Source organism: Allorhodopirellula heiligendammensis (assembly GCF_007860105.1).
In the GTDB taxonomy this organism is placed as follows: Bacteria; Planctomycetota; Planctomycetia; order Pirellulales; family Pirellulaceae; genus Rhodopirellula; species Rhodopirellula heiligendammensis.
Genome location: NZ_SJPU01000002.1, coordinates 2,349,403 through 2,371,634, shown reverse-complemented (window position 1 = coordinate 2,371,634; position 22,232 = coordinate 2,349,403). Strand labels below are relative to the sequence as shown.

16 protein-coding genes are annotated in these 22,232 nt (G+C 57.6%); 13 read left to right on the top strand and 3 right to left on the bottom strand.

Annotation, left to right across the window (positions count from 1 at the left end; all coding sequences use genetic code 11):
- The first annotated feature begins 27 nt into the window (after positions 1-27).
- The 4 genes from Poly21_RS18920 to Poly21_RS18905 are packed head-to-tail and all read left to right on the top strand — an operon-like array spanning position 28 to position 2,601.
- The gene (locus Poly21_RS18920) at positions 28-1,083 is read left to right on the top strand and encodes an NAD-dependent epimerase/dehydratase family protein (RefSeq protein WP_146408404.1); all 1,056 of its coding nucleotides are present in this window, start codon (positions 28-30) and stop codon (positions 1,081-1,083) included.
- On the top strand, positions 1,084-1,716 hold the full coding sequence (locus Poly21_RS18915) for a vitamin K epoxide reductase family protein (RefSeq protein ID WP_146408403.1): 633 nt from the start codon (positions 1,084-1,086) through the stop codon (positions 1,714-1,716).
- Positions 1,716-2,066, top strand: a complete 351-nt coding sequence (locus Poly21_RS18910; protein WP_146408402.1) for a hypothetical protein — start codon at positions 1,716-1,718, stop codon at positions 2,064-2,066. The genes Poly21_RS18915 and Poly21_RS18910 overlap by 1 nt, the downstream gene beginning before the upstream one ends.
- Positions 2,067-2,121: 55 nt before the next feature.
- A complete protein-coding gene (locus tag Poly21_RS18905) occupies positions 2,122-2,601 on the top strand; it encodes an MgtC/SapB family protein (protein WP_146408401.1) in 480 nt (159 codons plus the stop codon).
- A gap of 16 nt (positions 2,602-2,617) precedes the next feature.
- Here Poly21_RS18905 and Poly21_RS18900 read toward each other — a convergent pair whose 3' ends face one another.
- Together Poly21_RS18900 and Poly21_RS18895 are read right to left on the bottom strand one after the other, a co-directional pair.
- A complete protein-coding gene (locus Poly21_RS18900) occupies positions 2,618-3,202 on the bottom strand; it encodes a DUF421 domain-containing protein (protein WP_146408400.1) in 585 nt (194 codons plus the stop codon).
- 162 nt (positions 3,203-3,364) lie between these two features.
- Positions 3,365-3,727: a hypothetical protein gene (locus tag Poly21_RS18895; protein ID WP_146408399.1), complete on the bottom strand. Its 363-nt coding sequence runs from the start codon at positions 3,725-3,727 to the stop codon at positions 3,365-3,367.
- A gap of 679 nt (positions 3,728-4,406) precedes the next feature.
- Between Poly21_RS18895 and Poly21_RS18890 the strand changes: the two genes are divergently transcribed.
- The 9 genes from Poly21_RS18890 (at position 4,407) to Poly21_RS18850 (ending at position 12,972) form a co-directional block, all read left to right on the top strand.
- Positions 4,407-4,916 (top strand): YciE/YciF ferroxidase family protein, encoded by a 510-nt coding sequence (locus Poly21_RS18890; protein ID WP_146408398.1) that lies wholly within the window; start codon positions 4,407-4,409, stop codon positions 4,914-4,916.
- 68 nt (positions 4,917-4,984) lie between these two features.
- Positions 4,985-6,454 carry an FAD-dependent oxidoreductase gene (locus tag Poly21_RS18885; RefSeq protein ID WP_302119590.1) on the top strand — a complete coding sequence of 490 codons (1,470 nt, stop codon included), beginning with the start codon at positions 4,985-4,987 and terminating at the stop codon, positions 6,452-6,454.
- A 92-nt stretch (positions 6,455-6,546) separates the two neighbouring features.
- Entirely contained in the window at positions 6,547-7,971 is a 1,425-nt protein-coding gene (locus Poly21_RS18880) for a mechanosensitive ion channel domain-containing protein (RefSeq protein WP_146408396.1), read from the top strand.
- Positions 7,972-8,170: 199 nt separating this feature from the next.
- On the top strand, positions 8,171-9,154 hold the full coding sequence (locus Poly21_RS18875; RefSeq protein WP_302119588.1) for a hypothetical protein: 984 nt from the start codon (positions 8,171-8,173) through the stop codon (positions 9,152-9,154).
- A gap of 327 nt (positions 9,155-9,481) precedes the next feature.
- A complete protein-coding gene (locus tag Poly21_RS18870; protein WP_302119586.1) occupies positions 9,482-10,576 on the top strand; it encodes an AI-2E family transporter in 1,095 nt (364 codons plus the stop codon).
- 135 nt (positions 10,577-10,711) lie between these two features.
- The gene (locus Poly21_RS18865) at positions 10,712-11,275 is read left to right on the top strand and encodes a type 1 glutamine amidotransferase domain-containing protein (protein ID WP_146408393.1); all 564 of its coding nucleotides are present in this window, start codon (positions 10,712-10,714) and stop codon (positions 11,273-11,275) included.
- Between the two features lie 467 nt (positions 11,276-11,742).
- A complete protein-coding gene (rpsR, locus tag Poly21_RS18860; protein WP_246113082.1) occupies positions 11,743-12,021 on the top strand; it encodes a 30S ribosomal protein S18 in 279 nt (92 codons plus the stop codon).
- 10 nt (positions 12,022-12,031) lie between these two features.
- Positions 12,032-12,484 (top strand): acyl-CoA thioesterase, encoded by a 453-nt coding sequence (locus tag Poly21_RS18855; protein ID WP_146408392.1) that lies wholly within the window; start codon positions 12,032-12,034, stop codon positions 12,482-12,484.
- 32 nt (positions 12,485-12,516) lie between these two features.
- Positions 12,517-12,972, top strand: coding sequence for a hypothetical protein (locus Poly21_RS18850; protein ID WP_146408391.1), 456 nt, complete (start codon positions 12,517-12,519; stop codon positions 12,970-12,972).
- 109 nt (positions 12,973-13,081) lie between these two features.
- Here the strand turns inward: Poly21_RS18850 and Poly21_RS18845 are convergent, their stop codons facing one another.
- Entirely contained in the window at positions 13,082-22,123 is a 9,042-nt protein-coding gene (locus Poly21_RS18845) for a choice-of-anchor Q domain-containing protein (RefSeq protein WP_302119584.1), read from the bottom strand.
- Between the last annotated feature and the right edge of the window lie 109 nt (positions 22,124-22,232).

Here is a 22,232-nt window from a genome sequence, read left to right as displayed (position 1 = left end):
CCAAAAACTTTCATCAATGGGATCGCAATGAATAACGACCGACCCGCTGTCATCGTGACCGGCAGCTCCGGATTGCTCGGTAACGCCGTGAGCCAACAGCTCGCTGATGCGGGCTATCAAGTCTTCGGGTTTGATCGTGTGGGCATGCCTGAGCCGCCGAAACAGCATCGCTACGTGCGAGACATTGAGTGCGACATGACGGATTCAGTCTCGGTGCGAGCGGCAATGGAAAAGGTACGAGAGGTGGCCGGCAATCAACTCGCCAGCGTCGTTCATTTGGCGGCTTACTATGACTTTTCTGGAGAGGACAGTGACCTGTACGAAGCAGTCACCGTCAACGGAACAGATCGCTTGCTCAACGAGCTGGAAGACTTTGACTGTGAACAGTTTGTATTTACCAGCACCATGCTGGTTCACGCCCCCTGCGAGATTGGCGATCATATTGCCGAAGATGATCCGCAGGAAGCGAAGTGGCCATATCCCCGCAGCAAGATCGAGACCGAAAGACTGATTCGCGACGGCCATCCTGATGTGCGGAGCGTCTTCCTGCGTATTGCGGGGGTGTACACGGATTATGGTCGCCAACCGACCATCGTGCAGCAATTCAAACGCATTTATGAGAAAGACTTTCAGGGGCACTTTTTCCCTGGTGACACGGACGCGGGCCAATCCGCTGTGCATCTCGACGATGCCGTCGACGCCATCGTCCGGACGGTTGAGCGTCGGCATTCGATTGCGCCCAAGACGGCGATCCTGATCGGTGAGGAGGACCCGCTCTCTTACCGGTCCCTGCAGGACCTGATTGGCGAGCAACTGTGGGGTAAGGAGTGGACGACGCTGTATGTCCCGCCGTCGTTGGCAAAGATAGGTGCTGCCGTCACCGACCTAGTTCAAGGCGGCGACGCCTTTATTAAACCCTTCATGGTCAGCATGGCAGATGATCACTATGCGTTGGATATCTCGCGCGCCAAGCAGCTCCTGGGTTGGGAGCCGCGACACAGTCTCAGGTCGACGATCCCTAAGATGACGGACCTGCTCAAGTCGCAACCCGAGGTGTGGTACCGCAAAAACGGGCTGAAATAGATGTCAGATAACGTAACACTCGCACGCGAGTCCGATCCAGCGGTGCCTCCCTACGACTATAACCCGTCGGCGTGGAGTCAGCGAATTCCAATCTGCCTCGTGGCGTTTGTCGCCGCGGGAATTTCAGTGCATCTGTCACTCTATCAATGGGGGTTGATTGACAGTGTTTTCGACCCTGTATTTGGGGACGGAAGTGCGAAGGTGTTGAAATCAGATACCGCGAAAACCATGTACAGCATTCTCGGGATTCATGACGCGTCACTGGGGGTACTTGCGTACCTGGGCGACGCTATTCTTGGGTTCGCGGGATCGACACGGCGATGGCAATACCGCCCTTGGTTAGTCATTCTGTTCGGCATCGACGTGATCCCGCTGGGAATTGTTAGTGTCGTATTAGTGCTATGCCAAGCCTTTGTGGTCGGATCGTGGTGCTTCCTGTGCTTGGTCACCGCGTCGCTATCGCTGCTGCTGGTCTACTGGGCTTGGGACGAAGTTCGGGTGTCGCTGACTTACCTTAAAATCGTGTGGACTGAGCATCAAGACAAGGGTTTGCTTTGGCAGGCGTTTTGGGGACTTCAAAATGAGCAGCTCGACGCCGCTGCTGAAAAGCTCTTGTCGCGAGAGGTGAAGTAATGTGGGGAAGAATTGTCGAAATCATGACTGCGGTTTGGTTGGCCGTTAGTCCATTTGTGTTCGATGTGCAATCCAACTTAACACTCCTGTGGGCTGATCTCGGTATTGCCTTGGTGGTTTGGACACTGTCAGGGTTGTCGTATTGGCATCCCACTCGACACGCTCATTTATTAATCGTATTGGTGAGTATCGGCTTGATACTGTGGGGAAGGTTCGCAATCGCCCCTCCGCCGCCGATTCATCAAAACCACATCGTCGTGGGATTGTTCTTGCTGATGATCGCCATCATTCCCAATGACGCATCGCGGCCTCCGCGGTCGTGGCGTCAACAGGCTGGCGTTATTGATTAAACGAATTTGCGATAACCTCTATTCTTTCCTCTGAGTACAGCGTGGCTGCTTGAATATGTTTTCCCCTCACGACGTTTCTGATTTTATTACGATTGCTATCGCCGCAGTTTGTGGAGGCGTGTTGGGCCTCGAAAGAGAAGTCGCTGACAAGCCTGCGGGAGTTCGTACGCACATTTTTGTTTGCGCGGGCTCGGCCTTGTTGATGATTTTGAGCCAAGAGATTGTTGATCAGTTTCAAGAGGGATTTCCCGACGCCATGCTCAGTCCGGATCCCATTCGCACCCTGCAAGCGATTGTAGTCGGGATCAGCTTTCTCGGTGCGGGAACCATCGTGCGTCAAAAACATGAGGGCGTCGAAGGCCTAACGACTGCCGCAACAATTTATCTCACCGCTGGCATCGGTGTCGCGATCGCGGTCGATCGCGTCGGTTTGGGAGTGGCATTGACGCTGTTCGCCACCATCGTCTTGGTGCTGCTGAAGTGGCTCACCGACAGCATTGCCAAATTCAAAACGAGACGAGGTAAAGACGCCTGACGCAGGCGACTGCATCTTATGATTCTGGTCCAAGGTCCGTTGAAGCAGTCAACGGCCGCGTTTTGAGGTGTTCGAACCCGACGACATCCTGCATGAAATCTGGCTCCACCTGTGCATCGGTTTCGGTTGAATGCAAAACCGAAATGTCACCGGTTGTTTCAAAGATCACTGCGAGCACCTGGTCGTAATTGATAGCGTTCGCCTCCCGTAGTTTGGCGAATATATCGGAGCGAGTCACGTTTGCTTTTCGCAAGTTCTCTTCGATGAACCTCCCACCTGCCATCAGTAAAAGAGGTTCGTTATCCACCATTCGGCTGAACCAGCGGACTCGCCTGCGAAGAAACGCCAGCGACCATTGCCCGAGATAGAGACATGCCAGGGCGAACAATCCAAGCAGCAGCGTTGGATTTGCGGAGGACACTGTTGACGCGAAAAGCGACCCCACCGCGACCGTCATCGCAAAATCGGCGGCAGACATCTTCGAAAAGCTTCGCAGTCCCGCCAGCCGTGTGAAAACTAGGATTGCTACGTAAGTTACCACTGCTGATAGCAGCACCATGGCTAGGTCGCGTGTATCAGTGGTGATCCATTTATCTAGCATAAACCGTGGTCAGGTGAGCGGCGACGGACGCTGCGCGAGAGCAACGTGGACACTTCTGCATTGCAACAGGTCAGGCTGTTGTTCTCGCGACCGATGACATCTATTGGCTTTTCAACAATTCGGATGAGCGAACAAAAACTGTTCGCTCCCTCCCAACCTTTCTCAGTCCACATGCTGGTATTCGTACGCGTGCTGGATGTATCGACGATCGCGGGCGTAGTCGCCCCCGTAATCTGCTCTCAATCGTTCATCCAGGTCGTCATTCCAGGTGGGGTAATCTGAATGATACCGGCGCTGGGCGGCATATCCAAACCGGAACGCTTGTTCTCGATTCTCGAAGGCATCGTCGCTGCCAGCCATCTGTTTGATGGTGTCGTCAACGTCTTGATCCATGTCGCGGGCTTCGTCTGAACCAAAATCAGCCTTGGTCTGCTCCCAGTCATTGGCAAACGCTTTCTTGACACGTTCCCAGGTGCTCATCTCTTCATCGGTTTGCCATGCGGGTTTGTTGGTTGTATTGGCCATCTTCGTATCCTTGATCAAAAGTAGAGTGAATTCGTTCTGGAGATAGCCAAGTCTTCTTGGCCACGGTCCGAGTTGCCGTAATTTCTGAAGTCTTCAGGAACCATGGGCAGCCTGAATAAAACCAGATGCAATTCGTGGGCCAATCTGGTTAGTGTTCGAACTGTTTTAATGATCATTGGTCTCTCATCGTTGGTCCGTTCGGTGGAGCCGCATTTCCAGAGTCCGGAAGCACGGGCATCTGCAACGTACCTGTAGATCGATTGATTTTGAGTTGTCCAATGATGCGTGGCACCTCAGTTGTTGATCGTGAATCGATCATTTGCTGCGGGAGCCTTCTTGCGCAGGCGGTAAACTGACGCGGGTAATGGAAGCAGACTTAGCGTGGAGCGGCCAAGAAGAATTGTTGCATCCACCTATGAAGTCGTCCCGAGCAACGACTGCCTGTCTTGCAGGAGGCCATTTGTCGGTCGAAGTCTCCCGAAGATCGGGAACGCAGGATATGCGAATAGAACCAGTTTGCTGTGACAAGATGATGGCTGACCTTTTAGGTGTGCGTTTTGATGGTTTGGTACACGTCTTGCTTGGAGGTACATGTCGTGCTAGATGACCGTTGAGGATGAGACGGCGTCTTAGCCTGGATTCACTGAAACTGTTACTAAACTCAAACTGGACTCTCAACATGTCTCTCGATTCCCTTGCCGATGCGTTTTATGATGAGCTTCGCGATGTCTACAGTGCCGAAAAGCAATTAACCAAAGCACTGCCGAAAATGATTAAGCATGCCACCAATGCCGATTTGAAGAAGGCCTTGGAGGATCACTTGAAAGAGACCGAGAAACAGGTTGACCGCGTCGAGCAGGCGTTCGAGGACACTGGAAAGGCAGCCCGCGCCAAGTCATGTGAGGCGATGAAGGGGCTGATTGAGGAAGCGAGCGAGATGCTCAAAACGGACGCCGAGCCTGCCGTGAAGGATGCTGTTATCATCGCGTGCGGCCAGAAAGTGGAGCACTATGAAATCGCGACCTATGGAACCTTGTGCACGTGGGCGGAGATGCTCGGCTACAAGACTGCGACAGAACAACTCAAGCTGAACATGGGTGAGGAGGAGGCCGCCGATAAGAAGCTTTCCAAAGTAGCGGAAACGGTTAATCGCGAGGCGATGGACGCTGGTAGCGCCAAAAAAAAGTAGCGAAGCGGGATATCAGTGAAGTCACCTCACTGGCAATTCATGATTCGTACTGGCTGCGACGACGCGCTTTGCGCTCGTCGCGCCCAACGCTCCAAGGTGATCAGGTCACCGACGTGTTGGTTATGGGCGGCGGCATTACCGGGCTCAGTACAGCGTTAGAACTGCTGGAGCGTGGCAAACGTGTCATTGTCTGTGAGGCCATGACGATCGGGGCCGGTACGACAGGCGGTAGCAGCGCCCACCTGGACGCGCATCCCGAGATCGGGCCGGTTAAACTGATTTCAAGACTCGGCATCGAGGACGCCGCGAAATATACCAGCATGCGGTTGCGAGCAATCGATGTCATCGAACATCGCGCCACCGCGGGATGCGCATTCCAGCGTGTTCCCGCGTATTTCTACAGTGAAAATCCGGCACACGAGAAACGCTTGCGGGATGCGTCCCAGGCGGCTGGTCAGCTTGGGTTGGATGTTCAGTGGTGCGACTCGGTGCCAATCGCGTCAGCGGTTTGCGGGTACGCCATTGCGAACATGGCGCGGATCGACATCCAGCAGTATCTTCATGAACTGGCGGATGCGGTGGAGGCCGCGGGCGGCGTGATTTATGAGAACACCATGGTGAGTGGGCCGGTTGAGAAGCATCCAGCAGAGCTGGAGACGACCAGCACGTGTACGGTGGGAGCGGAGCGAGTGACCGGCAAAGTAACGTTTGGCGACGTCGTTTGCGCGGTGCATTGCAACGACACGAGTGCACAGCAGCTCTATCTACAAACTCCCGCCTACCAATCCTATGTGATCGCCGCACGGATCAAAGAGTCGTTGCCTGATGCGTTGTTTTGGGACGACAGTGAACCCTACTTTTATGTCCGACGGGCGACCAACGACGGCATGACGATTTTAGCCGGCGGTTGTGATCATCGGACGGGTGCGGGTGATGAATTGGCGGCAATGGCGGCACTGCGGAAGTGGCTGCAGGATCGTTTTGACGTTGAAGAGATCGTGTCCCAGTGGAGCGCCGAGTTGTTTGAACCGACCGATGGGCTGCCCTTCATTGGCCGCGCTCCGGGAATGGAGAACGTGTGGATCGCGACTGGCCTGAGTGGCGTCGGTCTTACCCTCGGCACAGCGGCAGGCTGGGTCATCGCAGATTTGATCAGCGGCAATGACGTTGAACTTGCTGACGTGCTCTGCCCGAGTCGCGTGAGCCTATCTTCGTTAGGGGATGTCGTCAGTGAAGGGGTGACTACCGCGGCCAACTATGCCGAGCGCGTATTGCCCAAGAACCAGGTCGATGCTGATTCATTGGCACCCGGCGAAGGGGCTGTCGGGACGTGCGATGGCGTCCAAATGGCAGTCTGCCGTGATCGCGAAGGCTGTCTTCATCGACTTGATCCCATTTGCACTCACATGGGCGGCGTCGTCCGCTGGAATCCGCTGGAGCAAACTTGGGACTGCCCTGTTCATGGCGGGCGGTTCGCTGCCGATGGAAGCCGCTTATATGGGCCTCCCGAATCGGGCTTGGACGATATCGGCTCATGATGGGCGTTCCCAGGTCAGAATTCATGGTCATGGATGCAGCGTCGCACAGCAGTCGCGGTTCGTGGCACAGCAGTTGCGGCAGAGACGGCTCCATGTATCCGATTCTTGCACTTCTGTGGTTGTTCATCACGCCGTCACTAATACTGGCCCAAGATCAGAGTCCGACGGCGGACGACGTCGCCGCTGCGGTGACCAGCGATGCTCAGGCCGACGGAAAGTCAGTGGTCGTTGCGGACGCGGTGCAAGTCGATCCCGTTAACAGCGACACGAAAATCGAGCATCGTCTCACCAATATCCTGCAAGCGACAGGGTGGTTCAAATCGCCTCAGGTGCGAGTCGATCGCGGTGTCGCGTTCCTCTCCGGCGAAGCTGACTCAATCAAGCATCAGCAGTGGGCGGAGGCGACGGCGATGCGCACCTCCGACGTGGTGGCGGTGGTTAATCGCATCCAAGTGGAGGAATTGCCGCTTTGGAATTTTGCCCCCGCGATCGTATCGCTTAAACAATTGGGGCGGGAATTCACCAGCATCCTGCCGTTGATCCTAATCGCGATCGTGGTCGTGGTGTTGTCGTATTACGTCGCCATCGCAAGTGCATGGTTCGTTCGCTGGTTCGCCCATCGCCGCATTGAGAGTGGTCTGCTCCGTCAGGTTGCTGGCAACGTTGTTGCTGTGCTGGTGTTCATTGTCGGGCTGTACATCGCATTGCGGGTATCGGGGCTGACGCGACTGGCGGTCACGTTGCTTGGTGGGACGGGTTTGATTGGGTTGGCTCTGGGATTCGCGTTTCGCGACATCGCGGAGAATTATTTAGCGAGCATCCTCATTTCGCTAAACCATCCTTTTCGCGTGGGAGATCTGATTGAAGTCGAAGGTGAGAAGGGATATGTCAGGAAAGTCACGACGCGAGGCACTGTGCTGAACACGCTCGAAGGCAATCAAATCCAAATGCCTAACAGCACTGTCTACAAAGGAAAAATTACCAACTACACGGCGACACCTCTCAGTCGACAGGATTTTGCGGTTGGTATTGGTTTCGATGATTCAGCGACGGAGGCTCAGGAGATCATCATGAGGGTGCTGTGTGAGCATGTAGCCATAGTGGAGGACCCCGCGCCGCTCGCGATTGTGCAGTCACTGGGCGCCGCTACCGTCAATATGCGAGTCTTCTATTGGTTTGATCAGACAAAGCACTCACCGTTGAAGGTCAGTAGTAGTGTGATTCGTCTCACCAAACAAGAGTTGACAAAGGCGAAGATCACCATGCCCGACGAAGCACGCGAATTAGTCTTTCCGCAGGGCGTGCCTGTGCGAATGGTCGAATCGGCCGACGAGCAGCACCACGATCGCTCTCTGGAAATTCAGCCTGAGCGGCCGCCGGCTCGTCAGCCCGCCGCGGTGATCGGGGAGTCAGATACCAGCGTCGGCGAGGGTGATCTCAGTTCGGAGCAAAGTGAGGTCATGCGGGCTACAGCCAACGATGCGACGGTAGATGGCGAAGCAAACTTGATCGCCTGAGGATATCTCCAGGACGCGGTGCCGGCGAGAAGTCACGGCAGTTTTGGAAGAAGGCAGTTTCTATCGGGCACGCCACTGCAACTTATGGAATGGCATTTGCGGCCCCCTACTCACGTAGACAGGCCCGCGAATAGTTTGGCCTACTAAGCGAATTTCTTTCACCCCACTGAGGAGATGAACCATGTATCGAAATGTAAAAATGGCTTTTGCCGTAGCACCTCTCTTTGCACTCTCATCGATAGCAACGCCCGTTCGTGCCGATGAACCTGCCGATGCCGGGCCACGTTATGAAGACGATGCTTGGTACGATGTCTCGGAATGGTTTGACGGAAACGACTACAATCCGACCGACGAGGCAATTGGTCGCTGGGATGACGAGAAATTTGATTTCTATGACAAACAAACAAGCTCGGACAGCGATAATGATGTCGAGGTTATGGAAGCAGGAGACTTCTATGGAGAGGATTGGGATGATGGATACGGGAGGTATGCTGACCAGGATGGGGATGGACGATATGAGTCATTTTCTCGCTATCACGATACCGACGGAGATGGGCTCAGCGATAGTCATGCGGCCTATAACGACAGTGACGGTGATGGGTTGTACGATGGGTATAAGTTCAGCGAACTCACGGGTAATTCGAAGCATGATCTTCCCAGCAGCAAGGTTGCTCAGACCACTGTAAATGGCCTCAGCGGAAAGCGAGTGCGACTCTCTGGCACGATTGCGGACATTAAGTTTGTTAGGCGCGTTGGTGGGCTGGTTCGATTGCTCCATGTCAAACCGGCAGAGGGTGACTCCATGTGGGTGGATTTGGGAGATGACCGGACTTACGGGCTTTTCAAGGACGACCCGATTACCGCATTGGGGCCGATTGTCAAAGCAGGGGACAAGCAGGTGTTGATGGCCACTTCGATCGAGACCCGTGGTAAGCAAGTGCCCGTTAAGCGTGAAGGTCGTCAGTACAGCGGGACAATCGAATCGACGAAGGTTGCCAATGTACGCGGCGAAGAACACACCGTTGCCAAACTCAAAACTGACGAGGGTAAACGCTTGACGGTGGATATGGGCACACTCATAGAGAAAGACAAGTATAAGGAAGGCGACCATGTGAGCGTTAAGGGAGTCCCTGTCAAGATCGGCGATCGTGTTATCTTGGTTGCTGATTTAGAATCACTGTAAAACTAATTTAATAATTGGCGGATATGTGATTTTCTCGCATGCACAGCGCAGAGAAATCTTCGTTGTGCTTGCGTCTTTGGGCTCTATCCAGGTTTCGGCTCGCCCAGCCTATGGGGGCGCAGTTTGATGGGCACGCGATCCATCCGAACTCAGTCAATCGCAACGTGAGGGAATTGGATGAGCGAGAACGAGCCACATCCCGCTGGGCCGCGGGCAATCATTTGTCCTCCTCCCCCGGGCGATTCGTACAGCACCGGTTCTGATCGTTATCCTCCCGGTTCTGCGGAACCTGTGTCACGCGGTGTCACTGATCGCTGGCTGAGGGCGATGGTAACCACCATTGCTGTGATTCTGTGCCTGGGCGTGATGTTCGTGGCTGCGGACCTGCTGGTTCCCATCGTCATCGCAGCAATTGCCTATTTGACTTTGCGGCCGACCGAAACGAGGCTCTGCCGATTCGGTATGCCTCGGGTCGTGGCCAGCGGCACGGTGATCTTCACGCTCTTCGCGACACTCGCGTTGATCATCAGTCTGCTCTATTCCCCAGCCCAGCGGTGGATAGATGCTGCGCCCCGCAGCCTCGCGAGGGTCCGTGAGAACATCCAATCGATCGCTAAGCCGCTGACGACAATCGATCGAGCTGATAGTACGATCGAGTCTGCCACCTCGGCGGTTGATAAATCTCCGCAGGAGGTGAAGGTATCTCTCGAGAAGCCTTCAATGGTCGACGAGTCGACGCTGATAAATCAAACGGGTCGATGGTTGGGATTCGTGGCTGCCATCGCGGTGTTGACGTTCTTCATGCTGTCGACGGGAGACGATCTGCTTAACCGCATTCTCACCTTATTGCCGAGCGGAGTGGACCGTGACGGTGTCCTGGAAAGGATTGGCGAGATCCAGCGAGGTGTTGGTACGTACTTAACGCAGATCACGTGTATCAACGTGGGTTTGGGAGTCGTCGTCACGTTGGTGATGTGGCTGATTGGCATGCCCACGCCGGTGTTGTGGGGAGTGATGGCGACTTTATTTAATTATGTTCCCTACGTTGGAGCATTGGCGGGCACTGCGATCGTCTTTCTTGCAGCAGCAAGTACCTTCGATACGACCTACCGTGCCGCCGCGACGGCATTCGCGTTTTGGTTGACAACTGCTGTCGAAGGGCAGTTTGTCACACCAGCGGTACTCGGAAAGACTTTGAAGGTTGGTCCTGTCGTGGTGTTGGTTGCGGTCGCCTTCTGGGGATTTCTTTGGGGACTTCCCGGCGTGTTTCTCGCGGTGCCCCTGTTGATTGTGCAGCGTAAAGTCTTCTCGAGTTTTGAAGCCACCTACGCGGTCGCGGTGGTTTTGGGAGAAGAACCGCGCGGCGTGCAAGAGGAGAGTGAGCCGGTACAAGAAGACCAGCCGATCGCCGAGACGGCTTAGGCTCCCAGAGCGCCTACCGTGACGATCGTTGAGGAATCTCAATTCGGCATGGTGCTTGCATCTGGTATCCGTTGTTAAGACGGCACCGTCCTACGGTTGTCGTCAGTGTCCGTATGAATCACAGGAGATTTCAAGATGAGTCACACACTCAATGGTAAACGTATCGCGTTCTTGGCGACTGACGGGTTTGAGCAGATCGAATTGACGCAACCGTGGAACGAGATCAAAGCTGCAGGAGCGGCAGTCGTGCTGGTGTCTCCGAAGTCCGGCCTGATCCAAGGCATGAATCACGACGAAAAGGCCGACCAGTTCAAGGTGGATGAACTGGTCGGCTCGGTATCGGCTGAGGATTTTGATGGGCTGGTTCTGCCGGGCGGTGTGGCCAATCCCGATTCTCTCCGGATGTGCGAGGATTCGGTGAGCTTCGTCCGTGACTTTTTTAAGCAGCACAAACCCGTGGCTGCGATCTGCCATGGGCCGTGGACGCTCATTGAAGCTGACGTCGTGCGAGGGCGGAAAGTTACATCCTGGCCCAGCCTGAAGACAGACCTCATCAATGCGGGTGCCGAGTGGGTTGATCAGGCATGCGTCGTCGATGAGGGGCTGGTGACCAGCCGCAAACCGGATGACCTGAAGGCATTCTGCGAAAAAGCCGTTGAGGAGTTCGCTGAAGGAAAGCACGCCCAGCAGACGGCATAGGCAGCGGGGGACGTCTCTCGGACGACGGGTCGCGTCCACGGCATCGTTGAGCACGTCGCGGTTTCCCTCAAATGATGTGGCTGCTAGGCAGACGCGGTGTCTTGTGGGATTCGTCGCGGCGTTCCGCCAGCGGCCGAGGGCGAGCCTTCCGACAGTAATCCCGTGGTGGGCAGAGCACGGCAAAATTGGGTCCGGTCGCACCGAGTCAGACGGCGTAAATCGACGCTCCGAGATCCGGGGGGCCTGCCGGCGAGTTCCCGCTGGTACGAGTGGGGTCTAGAATGCCGGCGTATCGACCTGCTGGCGAGGGCACTGCCTAGCACTTTCCCGCGAGATTGTGAGCAACACGCATTGCAAAACTGTGCTGAGATCGTCACACTGTGCGGCCCTTCGGCGAGTCGGCTGGAGATTTTCGTTCCCAATAGCCGACCGATATAGACCATTCGCCTTCCATTTACAGGAAAACCATGCCCCCACGTCCGATGAGCACGCGTAGCCGTGCCCGCAAACGCTCACGCGTCCGCAGCCGAACTCGCAAGAAAGACCCGATTTTCGTCGATGGTCATCGTCCTCGGCCGATGTACGTCGATTACAAAGACATTGATCTGCTGTCCAAAATGGTCAATCGTCAAGGTCGCATCATGGGTCGGCGGAAGAGCGGATGTACTGCCGTCAGCCAGCACGCTGTGACCGCTGCGGTTAAACGGGCTCGCTTCATGGCTCTACTGCCCTACGTGGGCGAGTAGACAGCCGCTTGTGAACGATTCTGAAGCTGCAGGCAATCCCGTAGCCCGTTTTCAGACGACACGCCGCGTCGAGTTTCGTGACACCGACGCGGCCGGAATCGTTCATTTTTCAGCGTTTTTTCCCATCATGGAATCCGTTGAGCATGAGTTTTTGCGGTCGATAGGGGTCTCGATCCTGCCGCCGCATGATACTCCGGATTCGCTGACTTGGCCCCGGGTTTCTGCGGCTTGCGATTATCTGGGGCCTGCTCGTTTCGAGGACATTCTCGATATTTCGTTGTTCGTCGAACGCGTGGGAACGAGTAGCATCCATTACCAGTACCGCATCGAGTGTGCCTCCAAGGCGGTGGCGATCGGGCGGATTTCAGTTGTTTGCTGTCGTTTGGCTCCCGGTGGCAAGCTCGTCAAAATGCCCGTGCCCGAAGCGATGCGTTACTCGCTGACCACGTTGAGCCCTTCCTGATTCCCCTGACTCGCTCTCGAACACTCTTACTCATGCCTGCCACCTTTGAGGGATTCGGTCTCAAGCTTCTCTATCCGGAAAACTGGACCCTGGTTCCCCGCGGTGACGACGAAGGCGACCAGGGCGCCACCTTTGATTTACCCAGCGGTGGTTTTGTTTCCATCGAAACGTTGCCGATCACACGTGGCGATGACGAACTGATCGATGAAATTGCCGACATGCTGCGTGTGCAGTACAACGATGTTGAGTTTGACGAGATTCAGCTTCCCGGCGCTGACGACAGCGAGCGTGCAGTCGATCTGAGTTTCTACCACCTCGATCTGGTGGTCTTTTCCCGAGTCGTTTTGCTCGACGCGCCCCCCTCGACCCGCGACCAGATGCCGATCGCCGGTCGGATTCTCGTGCAATTCCAAGCCGAGAGCCGAGATTTTGACGCCAATGAAATGGTCTTCATGGCGCTGCTAAAGCAGATCCGCGACTGCGAGTGAGAACCACCGGTTGAGCCCGTTGTCGACCGGTGGCTCCGCCGGTCGAAGGGCTCGTGAACGCACTGCATCGCAGCTCAGACAGACGGAGCCGCCGGGATATCCTGCCGCATCAGTTGATGCCTGCCAGCAGGCGTGAATCCGCGAATAGCTCAAGCTCGTCATCGTCAGAATCGGAATCCAGTGCCACGTCGACATTGGCGGCAGTCATCGTGGCGCCAGCGTCTGCAGCGAGATCCGCTGAAGGGTCGCTCGCTAGCCAATTTGGCTGCGCGGTGTCGGCCGCGAATACCTGATCGATAGCGGCATCGTCCGCATGACTGATGGGTGTTGCCGACGCGACCCGGCCAGCCTGCTGAGGAGCAGCCGCAAAACTTTCACCCGCCGGATTCCCCGCCAGGCTCGCGTCTTGGCGATTGAGAAAATTAATCACAATCAGTGCGTCCAGCGCCGTCACGGAATTGTCGCGATTGACGTCCAGAAACGCATTCGATGCCGCGGTGTCAGGCAATGGCTCGCCGCCTGCTGCGTCGCGTTGATTGAGCGCATTGACGATTCGCAATGCATCCAGAGCGGTCGTTTTTCCGTCGGCCGTGGTATCGGTTGGCTGTAGGATGTTAGTCGACGGTTCGTTGGATAACGAATCGGATCCGGCGGATGAGCGAATGGAGAAGATTCGATCTTCCGATTGCGGCTCAAAAATGACGGAGTACAGGTTGCCAGCGGTCACCTGGGCCGTGGTGACGCCGTTAACGTACTGGCTGATCTGCTGCGTGTTACCGTCGACGATGTAGACGTTTTCGGTAAACGACGCGACTCCGACGGGAAAGACAGTGACGGTAGCGTCAGTGACTGCTTGGAAGATGATGGCAGTGGGGATTCCGTCGCCTGGGATCACATGCGGCCGCACAACTTGGGGCGGTGTCAGAATGCGGGTGTCACCACCCAAGCGGTCATCATTTCGAATCACGCCTGAAGCCTCGTCACTCGTGATGGAAGCCCCACCTGTCGCGTTGCTTAACGTCACTGTGAATGTCTCGTCCTGTTCGGCAAACGTATCGCCCGACACACCAATCGTGAGTGTCTGAGTTGTCTCGCCCGCCGCGAAGCTGATCGTGCCCGAGGGGAAGCCGCTGGCAAAGTCGTTGGCATTGGTGGGATTCGCTCCCGATCCCGCAATGGTGTATTGGACCGTTGTCGCAGCGGATGTGTCACCGCCGCGTGTGACCGTAAAGGTAAACGGCGTTGCACCCGAGTTGCCTTCCAATCGATCGGCGTTGGCTGCGGCGATCGACAGCGTGGGGACAACGACGGCATCGTCATTGCGAATCGTCCCCGTTGCTTCGTCTGTCGTCACGGTGGCACCACCGGTGGCGTTGCCCAGCGTGACGGTAAACGTCTCATCGGATTCAAAGTCACCGTCGCCAGCTACGTTGACGGTAATGGTTTTCGCTGTTTCTCCGTCGGCAAAGTTGACCGTGCCGCTGGGGAAACCACCGTTTTGAAAATCATTGCCGTCGGCTACGTTGGTACCACTGCCGCTGACGGTATAGCTCACGCTGGTTGTTCCCGTGGTCGTGCCGCTGCGGGTAACAGTGAAGGTGAACGGGGTCAGTCCGGAGTTACCTTCATTTCGATCCGCGTTGGCGGCAGCAATCGCAAGTTCCGGTGTGGCTATCGGGTTTAAGTCGGATTCAAAGGCACCAATATCGATGCCAGCGCCCTGTGGGCGAGCTATGCCGCGCTGATCTACTGGCACTCCCGTTGCCACGCCTGCATTGAGTGCTGGACTGCTGGCCAACAAGGCGATCGTTTGCGTGGGGCCGCCGTTGTCGGCGAGCGCCGCCAGTCCAGCGTCAACGTCCAGAATATCCGACGCCGCGGCACCGACCAAATTTGTGTCGGTCGTGTCGCCGATCAGGTTGTTCCCGTTACTCATCAGTGTGCCAGCGACGTCCGGAGCCGAGGTCGCGGTATTGGACGCGATAATCGTGTTGATCGCCGAGACGGTGCCGGCATCGGATTGGACACCGCCGCCGTTGGCTGCAGAGTTCGTAGCGATCGTGACATTCAACAATGTCACGTTCGCACCCTCGCTGGCAATTCCACCGCCGTCGCCCGTCGCGGTGTTTCCTGAAATTGTCGAGTTGATCAGGGTGATGTCACCACTCGTTCCCGAGTTGTACACGCCACCCCCATCGTCTGACGTGTTTCCGGCAATGGTGGAGGCGTCGACGGTGAGTTCACTGGCGGGACCGTTCCATAATCCGCCGCCCTCTACGGCAGAGTTGCCAAGGATCGTGCTGCCGAAAATCGTGACTTCGGCGTCGCCGCCGATATGCAGCCCACCACCGTTGCCGGGGTTGGCGACCGCTCCGCCAGCGCTGACGGTGTTGTTGACGATGCGAAGGTTATTGAGCATCACGCTACCGCCGGCTGTCTCGATGCCGCCGCCGGCCCGATTCGCCCGGTTACCCGAGATGCTGGTGCCGTTGTCGATCGTCAGCGTGCCGCCGTTGTTCAGCACACCGCCCCCGCTACCGCTGGTGCCATCGGCCACATTGTCACTGATCACGCCGCCGAAGACTGAGGTTGTTCCCCCATCGTTGTAGATGCCGCCGCCACCGTTGTCAGCTGCGTCACCGCTGGCGGTGTTGCCCGAAATCGTCACGTCATTAACAGTCAGTGTGCCGGCCCCCGAGTTCCACAACCCACCGCCTTCGACGGCTGAGTTGCCGGTCACCTCGCCGCCGTTGATCACGACCACGCCGTCACCACCGATATGCAGCCCGCCGCCGTTACCGGGGTTGCCAGTGGCACCTTCGGTATTGACCGTGTTTCCGGTGAGGTTGGTGTTGTCGAGGGTGACGCTACCGCCAGCTGTCTCGATGCCGCCGCCGGCCCGATTCGCCCGGTTACCCGAGATGCTGGTGCCGTCGTCGATCGTCAGTGTGCCGCCGTTGTTCAGCACACCGCCCCCGCTACCGCTGGTGCCATCGGCCACATTGTCACTGATCACTCCACCGAAGGCTGTGATCAAACCACCGTCGTTATAGATCCCGCCGCCACCGTTGTCCGCTGCGTCGCCGCTGGCAGTGTTCCCGGAGATAATTCCACCATCGATATTGATGGTTCCCGTGGCGGAGTTCCAAAGCCCACCGCCCTCACTCGCCGCGGTGTTATTGGTATAGGTGGATTGAGCCGAATCCACCGTGGCTGCGCCGGTGATATGCACACCCCCACCGTTGATACCCGCGAAGTTGTTCGCAAGACTGCTGGCACCTTCGATCGATACATTTCCCTCGACGACTTCGATCCCGCCACCGGCGCGGTTAGCGGTGTTTCCCGATGCGGCGGTCGGGCCGCCGATGGCCGTTGAGCTGATCGTTGTCTGACCATCGGCGCTGAAGACCCCGCCTCCGCTACCGGCAGTGCCATTGGCAGCGTTGGCGGTGATCGTCGATCCGCTAATACCGAGCACTCCACCGGCGTTGTAAACTCCACCACCGCCATCGGTGGCCATGTCGCCCGTTGCCGTATTGCCGCTGATGGTGGCGTTGGCAATGGTTGTGATGCCTGAGACGCGTGCGATCGTGCCCGCGGCGATCGGTGCGGTGCGACGGAACGAAGTGCCGTCACCCTGGTCGACGCCGGCAGTGGGGGTACCGGGCGCCGCGCCGGTGGCTGCATCGATCGCGTCGGAAATATCCTTGGGAATGACCAAGCCGTGCAGCACAATTTCACGGGTTTCCAGCGGCGCGAGGTTGTTGTACTGGCGGCGTTGATCGGCATCACTGAGGTCAAAGGTGTAGGTCGTATCGCGATTGAATGTCGTGCCGACGGGGAATTCGTCAGCTGGGTTGATGTTGCCAGCGGCGAGTTGCTGAAAGAAGAAGGTCAGTGGCGGTGTGCCATCGGGGGCAGCTGCGAGTTGGTTGGCAGAGAGGTTTAGCACGACCGGACCGTAATCAGGCCGTCCCTCAAAGAAGTCTAAGAAGTCGGTGGGCTGGCCGAATTGAGCGGACTCGTCAATGTTCTTGGCCCCATCGTCCTCGGTCGTTGGGGTGATCGAGTCACTCGGCGCGAACCCATTCGCGGCTCCGCCTTCGCCATCAAAGAACGGACCGTCGCCCTGCTCAGCGGAGGGTCGCTGGGCGTTGCCCGCGAATTGGCCGTGGATGTGGGCGACATGGATACCACCACTGACCTCCGTTAGGTCGGGTAGACCGCTGGCATCGATCTGGACTCGGATGCTGGCAGTGCCGCTATTGGGTCCCGTCACGCCTGAGGTATCGAGCGTGATCGTGGCGGTTCCGGTTGCGGTGGAGCCGTAGGCAGAGTTGAGTGTTTGTAGATCGACCGTGAAGGTCTGCGTGGTTGATGCTTCGTCTTGATAAACACCACCTCCACGAACGGCGGTATTATCGGCGATCGTGGTGCCATCAATTGTCAGCGTGCCGGCCCCCGAGTTCCACAACCCACCGCCTTCGACGGCCGAGTTGCCGGTCACCTCGCCGCCGTTGATCACGACCATGCCGTTACCACCGATATGCAGCCCGCCACCGTTACCGGGGTTGCCAGTGGCACCTTCGGTATTGACCGTGTTACCGGTGAGGTTGGTGTTGTCGAGAGTGACGCTGCCGCCAGCGGTCTCGATGCCGCCCCCGGCCCGATTCGCTCGGTTACCTGAGATGATGGTGCCGTTGCCAATCGTCAGCGTGCCGCCGTTGTTCAGCACACCGCCTCCGCTGCCGCTAGTGCCATCGGCGACGTTGTTGCTAATGATACCACCGACGACAGAAGTCGTTCCGCCGTCGTTGTAGATGCCTCCGCCCCCGTTGTCAGCTGCGTCACCGCCGGCGGTGTTGCCCGAAATGGTTGCGTCAGTGACAGTGAGTGTGCCGGTACTGGAGTTCCATAGACCACCGCCCTCAACAGCTGAGTTGTTGAGAACACTGCCGCCCTGGATCGTCACCGTGGAATCGAACGTCACATGCAATCCGCCACCGTTTCCTGGATTCGCTCCCGTGCCACTTACCGAGTTCCCCTCTGTCGCCGACGCGCCGCCCAGTACAACCTCATTGAGCATCACCGTCGCGCGACCCACTTCGATTCCACCGCCCGCCCGGTTGGCGACGTTGCCGCTGATCGTTGTATCGGAGACCGTTAGGGTTCCCGCACGCGATAGGATGCCACCGCCACTGCCTGAGGTGCCCGTGGCGTCGTTATCACTGATCGTCGAACCGGTCACCGAGACTGTGCCGTCGATGTTCAGGATCCCGCCCCCGCCGTCGCCCATCATCGAGCCCAATGCCGCGTTGTCCGTGATCGCCGTTCCGCTGACGTCGAGCACGCCTTGATTGACGTTCAGAATTCCACCACCACTGCCACGTTCTCCCGTGGCCAGGTTGTTGAAGATGCTCGAATTGTCCACGGTCATGGAACCAGCATTAAAAGCCCCGCCGCCGCCTTCATCCGGATTGCCACCGGTGGCGATATTGCCAGTGATCGTAGCTCCCGTGATGGAAGTTGTGCCCGACGTGCGTACGATCTCTCCCGCTGCAACCGGCGCGGTGCGGCGGAATGACATGCCGTTATCCAACGGCACGCCCGCCGTGGGGCTGCCCGGAGTCGCTCCAGTTGCAGCATCAATTGCATCACTGATGTTCGTGGGCACTGTCAATCCGTGTAGTACGATCTCCCGTGATTCCAGCGGAGTCAAATTGTGGTACTGGCGCCGGGCATCGGGGTCACTTAAATCAAATGTGTACGTCGTGTCTCGATTGAAGGACGTACCGTTGGGGAACGCGTCCGAGGGAATATTCCCAGCAGCGAGTTGCTGGAAGAAAAACGTTAATGGCGGGGTGCCATCGGGAGCCGATGCGAGCTGCTCATTGGTCAGATTCAGGACGACTGGTCCGTAATCAGGGCGGCCCTCAAAAAAGTCGAGGAAGTCGGTCGCTTGCCCAAAGTCTGCTGATTCATCGATGTTCAACGCGCCATCGTCGTCGGTCGTGGGCAGTACCGAGTCCGCGGTTTGACCACCTTCACCATCGAAGAAGGGACCATCGCCTTGATCGGCCATCGGACGGGCTGCATTGCCCGTGAACTGGCCGTGGATATGAGCGACGTGGATCCCGCCCGTGGTCGTGGTTAAGTCTTGCAAACCGCTGGCATCGATCTGGACGCGGATACTGGCAGTGCCGCTATTGGGTCCTGTCACGCCTGAGGTATCGAGCGTGATCGTGGCGGTGCCGGTCGCCGTTGAGCCGTATGCCGAATTGAGCGTTTGTAGATCCACCGTGAAGGTCTGGGTCGTGGACGTTTCATCTTGATAAACACCACCGCCACGAACCGCAGTATTATCGGCGATCGTGGTGCCATCAATTGTCAGCGTGCCGGCCCCGGAGTTCCACAACCCACCGCCTTCGACGGCTGAGTTGCCGGTCACCTCGCCGCCGTTGATCACGACCACGCCGTCACCACCGATATGCAGCCCGCCACCGTTACCGGGGTTGCCAGTGGCACCTTCGGTATTGACCGTGTTTCCGGTGAGGTTGGTGTTGTCGAGGGTGACGCTACCGCCAGCTGTCTCGATGCCGCCGCCGGCCCGATTCGCCCGGTTACCCGAGATGCTGGTGCCGTCGTCGATCGTCAGTGTGCCGCCGTTGTTCAGCACACCGCCCCCGCTACCGCTGGTGCCATCGGCCACATTGTCACTGATCACTCCACCGAAGGCTGTGATCAAACCACCGTCGTTATAGATCCCGCCGCCACCGTTGTCCGCTGCGTCGCCGCTGGCAGTGTTCCCGGAGATAATTCCACCATCGATATTGATGGTTCCCGTGGCGGAGTTCCAAAGCCCACCGCCCTCACTCGCCGCGGTGTTATTGGTATAGGTGGATTGAGCCGAATCCACCGTGGCTGCGCCGGTGATATGCACACCCCCACCGTTGATACCCGCGAAGTTGTTCGCAAGACTGCTGGCACCTTCGATCGATACATTTCCCTCGACGACTTCGATCCCGCCACCGGCGCGGTTAGCGGTGTTTCCCGATGCGGCGGTCGGGCCGCCGATGGCCGTTGAGCTGATCGTTGTCTGACCATCGGCGCTGAAGACCCCGCCTCCGCTACCGGCAGTGCCATTGGCAGCGTTGGCGGTGATCGTCGATCCGCTAATACCGAGCACTCCACCGGCGTTGTAAACTCCACCACCGCCATCGGTGGCCATGTCGCCCGTTGCCGTATTGCCGCTGATGGTGGCGTTGGCAATGGTTGTGATGCCTGAGACGCGTGCGATCGTGCCCGCGGCGATCGGTGCGGTGCGACGGAACGAAGTGCCGTCACCCTGGTCGACGCCGGCAGTGGGGGTACCGGGCGCCGCGCCGGTGGCTGCATCGATCGCGTCGGAAATATCCTTGGGAATGACCAAGCCGTGCAGCACAATCTCACGGGTTTCTAACGGCGCGAGGTTGTTGTACTGGCGGCGTTGATCGGCATCACTGAGGTCAAAGGTGTAGGTCGTATCGCGATTGAATGTCGTGCCGACGGGGAATTCGTCAGCTGGGTTGATGTTGCCAGCGGCGAGTTGCTGAAAGAAGAAGGTCAGTGGCGGTGTGCCATCGGGGGCAGCTGCGAGTTGGTTGGCAGAGAGGTTTAGCACGACCGGACCGTAATCAGGCCGTCCCTCAAAGAAGTCTAAGAAGTCGGTGGGCTGGCCGAATTGAGCGGACTCGTCAATGTTCTTGGCCCCATCGTCCTCGGTCGTTGGGGTGATCGAGTCACTCGGCGCGAACCCATTCGCGGCTCCGCCTTCGCCATCAAAGAACGGACCGTCGCCCTGCTCAGCGGAGGGTCGCTGGGCGTTGCCCGCGAATTGGCCGTGGATGTGGGCGACATGGATACCACCACTGACCTCCGTTAAGTCGGGTAGACCGCTGGCATCGATCTGGACTCGGATGCTGGCGGTGCCGCTATTGGGTCCCGTCACGCCTGAGGTATCGAGCGTGATCGTGGCGGTTCCGGTTGCGGTGGAGCCGTAGGCAGAGTTGAGTGTTTGTAGATCGACCGTGAAGGTCTGCGTGGTTGATGCTTCGTCTTGATAAACACCACCTCCACGAACGGCGGTATTATCGGCGATGGTGGTGCCGTCAATGGTCAGTGTGCCGGCCCCGGAATTCCACAATCCACCGCCTTCGACGGCCGAGTTACCACGCACGCTACCGCCTGTTACGGCGACGGTCCCATCGCCGCCGATGTGCAAGCCCCCGCCATTACCTGGTGCAGCATTTTCAGCAACCGAGTTGCCTTCGGTCTCGTCATCCGTCCCATCGCCATCGCTGCCCAGGGTTACATTGGTCAGCGTGACGCTGCCACCTGCCGTTTCGATCCCACCGCCGGCCCGATTGGCCGTGTTGGCCGAGATTATCGTTCCACTGACATCAAGCGTCCCAGCCATATTAAGGATGCCGCCACCGCTACCGGACGTCCCATTGGCGTCGTTGTCGCTGATGATGCCCGCGGAGATGCTGAGTGAACCCGCATTGTAAATTGCTCCTCCACCCTGTCCCACATCGCTCCCTGTAGCCACATTGCCCGTCAATGTTACGCCGTCAAGCGTTAGTGACTGGCCCGCGGAAACGAAGATCGCGCCGCCCGATTCGGCAGTACCGCCGGTCAGAGTCAACCCGGAGATCGCGACGCCTGTCGGGACTCCCGGGTCTCCACCTGCATCGACGGAGAAAATTCGCGATGCGTTGCCGCCGCTCAGTGTCACGCCTGTAGCGGAACCGAGGGAGATCCCGAGAGATTCCGTTATCGACAATTGACTGTTGAGAGTGATCGTCGAAAGTCCGTCCGCAAATGTAATCGTATCGGTGACGCCTGCATCACCGGCGGCCGCGTCGCCGACGACGGTGTTGGTATTGGCGGCTTGTACCGCTTCACGCAGGCTAACAACGCCGTCAGTCGCATCGATCGCGTCGATAGCGGTGTCCACGACATAGGCAGCTAGTAGCCGGCGATCCTCCAGCGGCTCCCCGAGCAACCGGCGAATTGTGGAGCGTTTCTGCGACATTAATCTTGATTTTCGGGGGCTGGGGTGCCCTTGCTTTGGTCGGTTGGCGATCAGGGTGAGTCGTTTGAGACCAAGCATGTGGGGCTCCAGAGTGCAGATAAGTGAGAAAAAAAAGGATGCGTCGCCACGACAACGAGAGGGTTCTGAATTGCTGACGTGGACCAAACGGGCGGTGATTGCGGAAGTA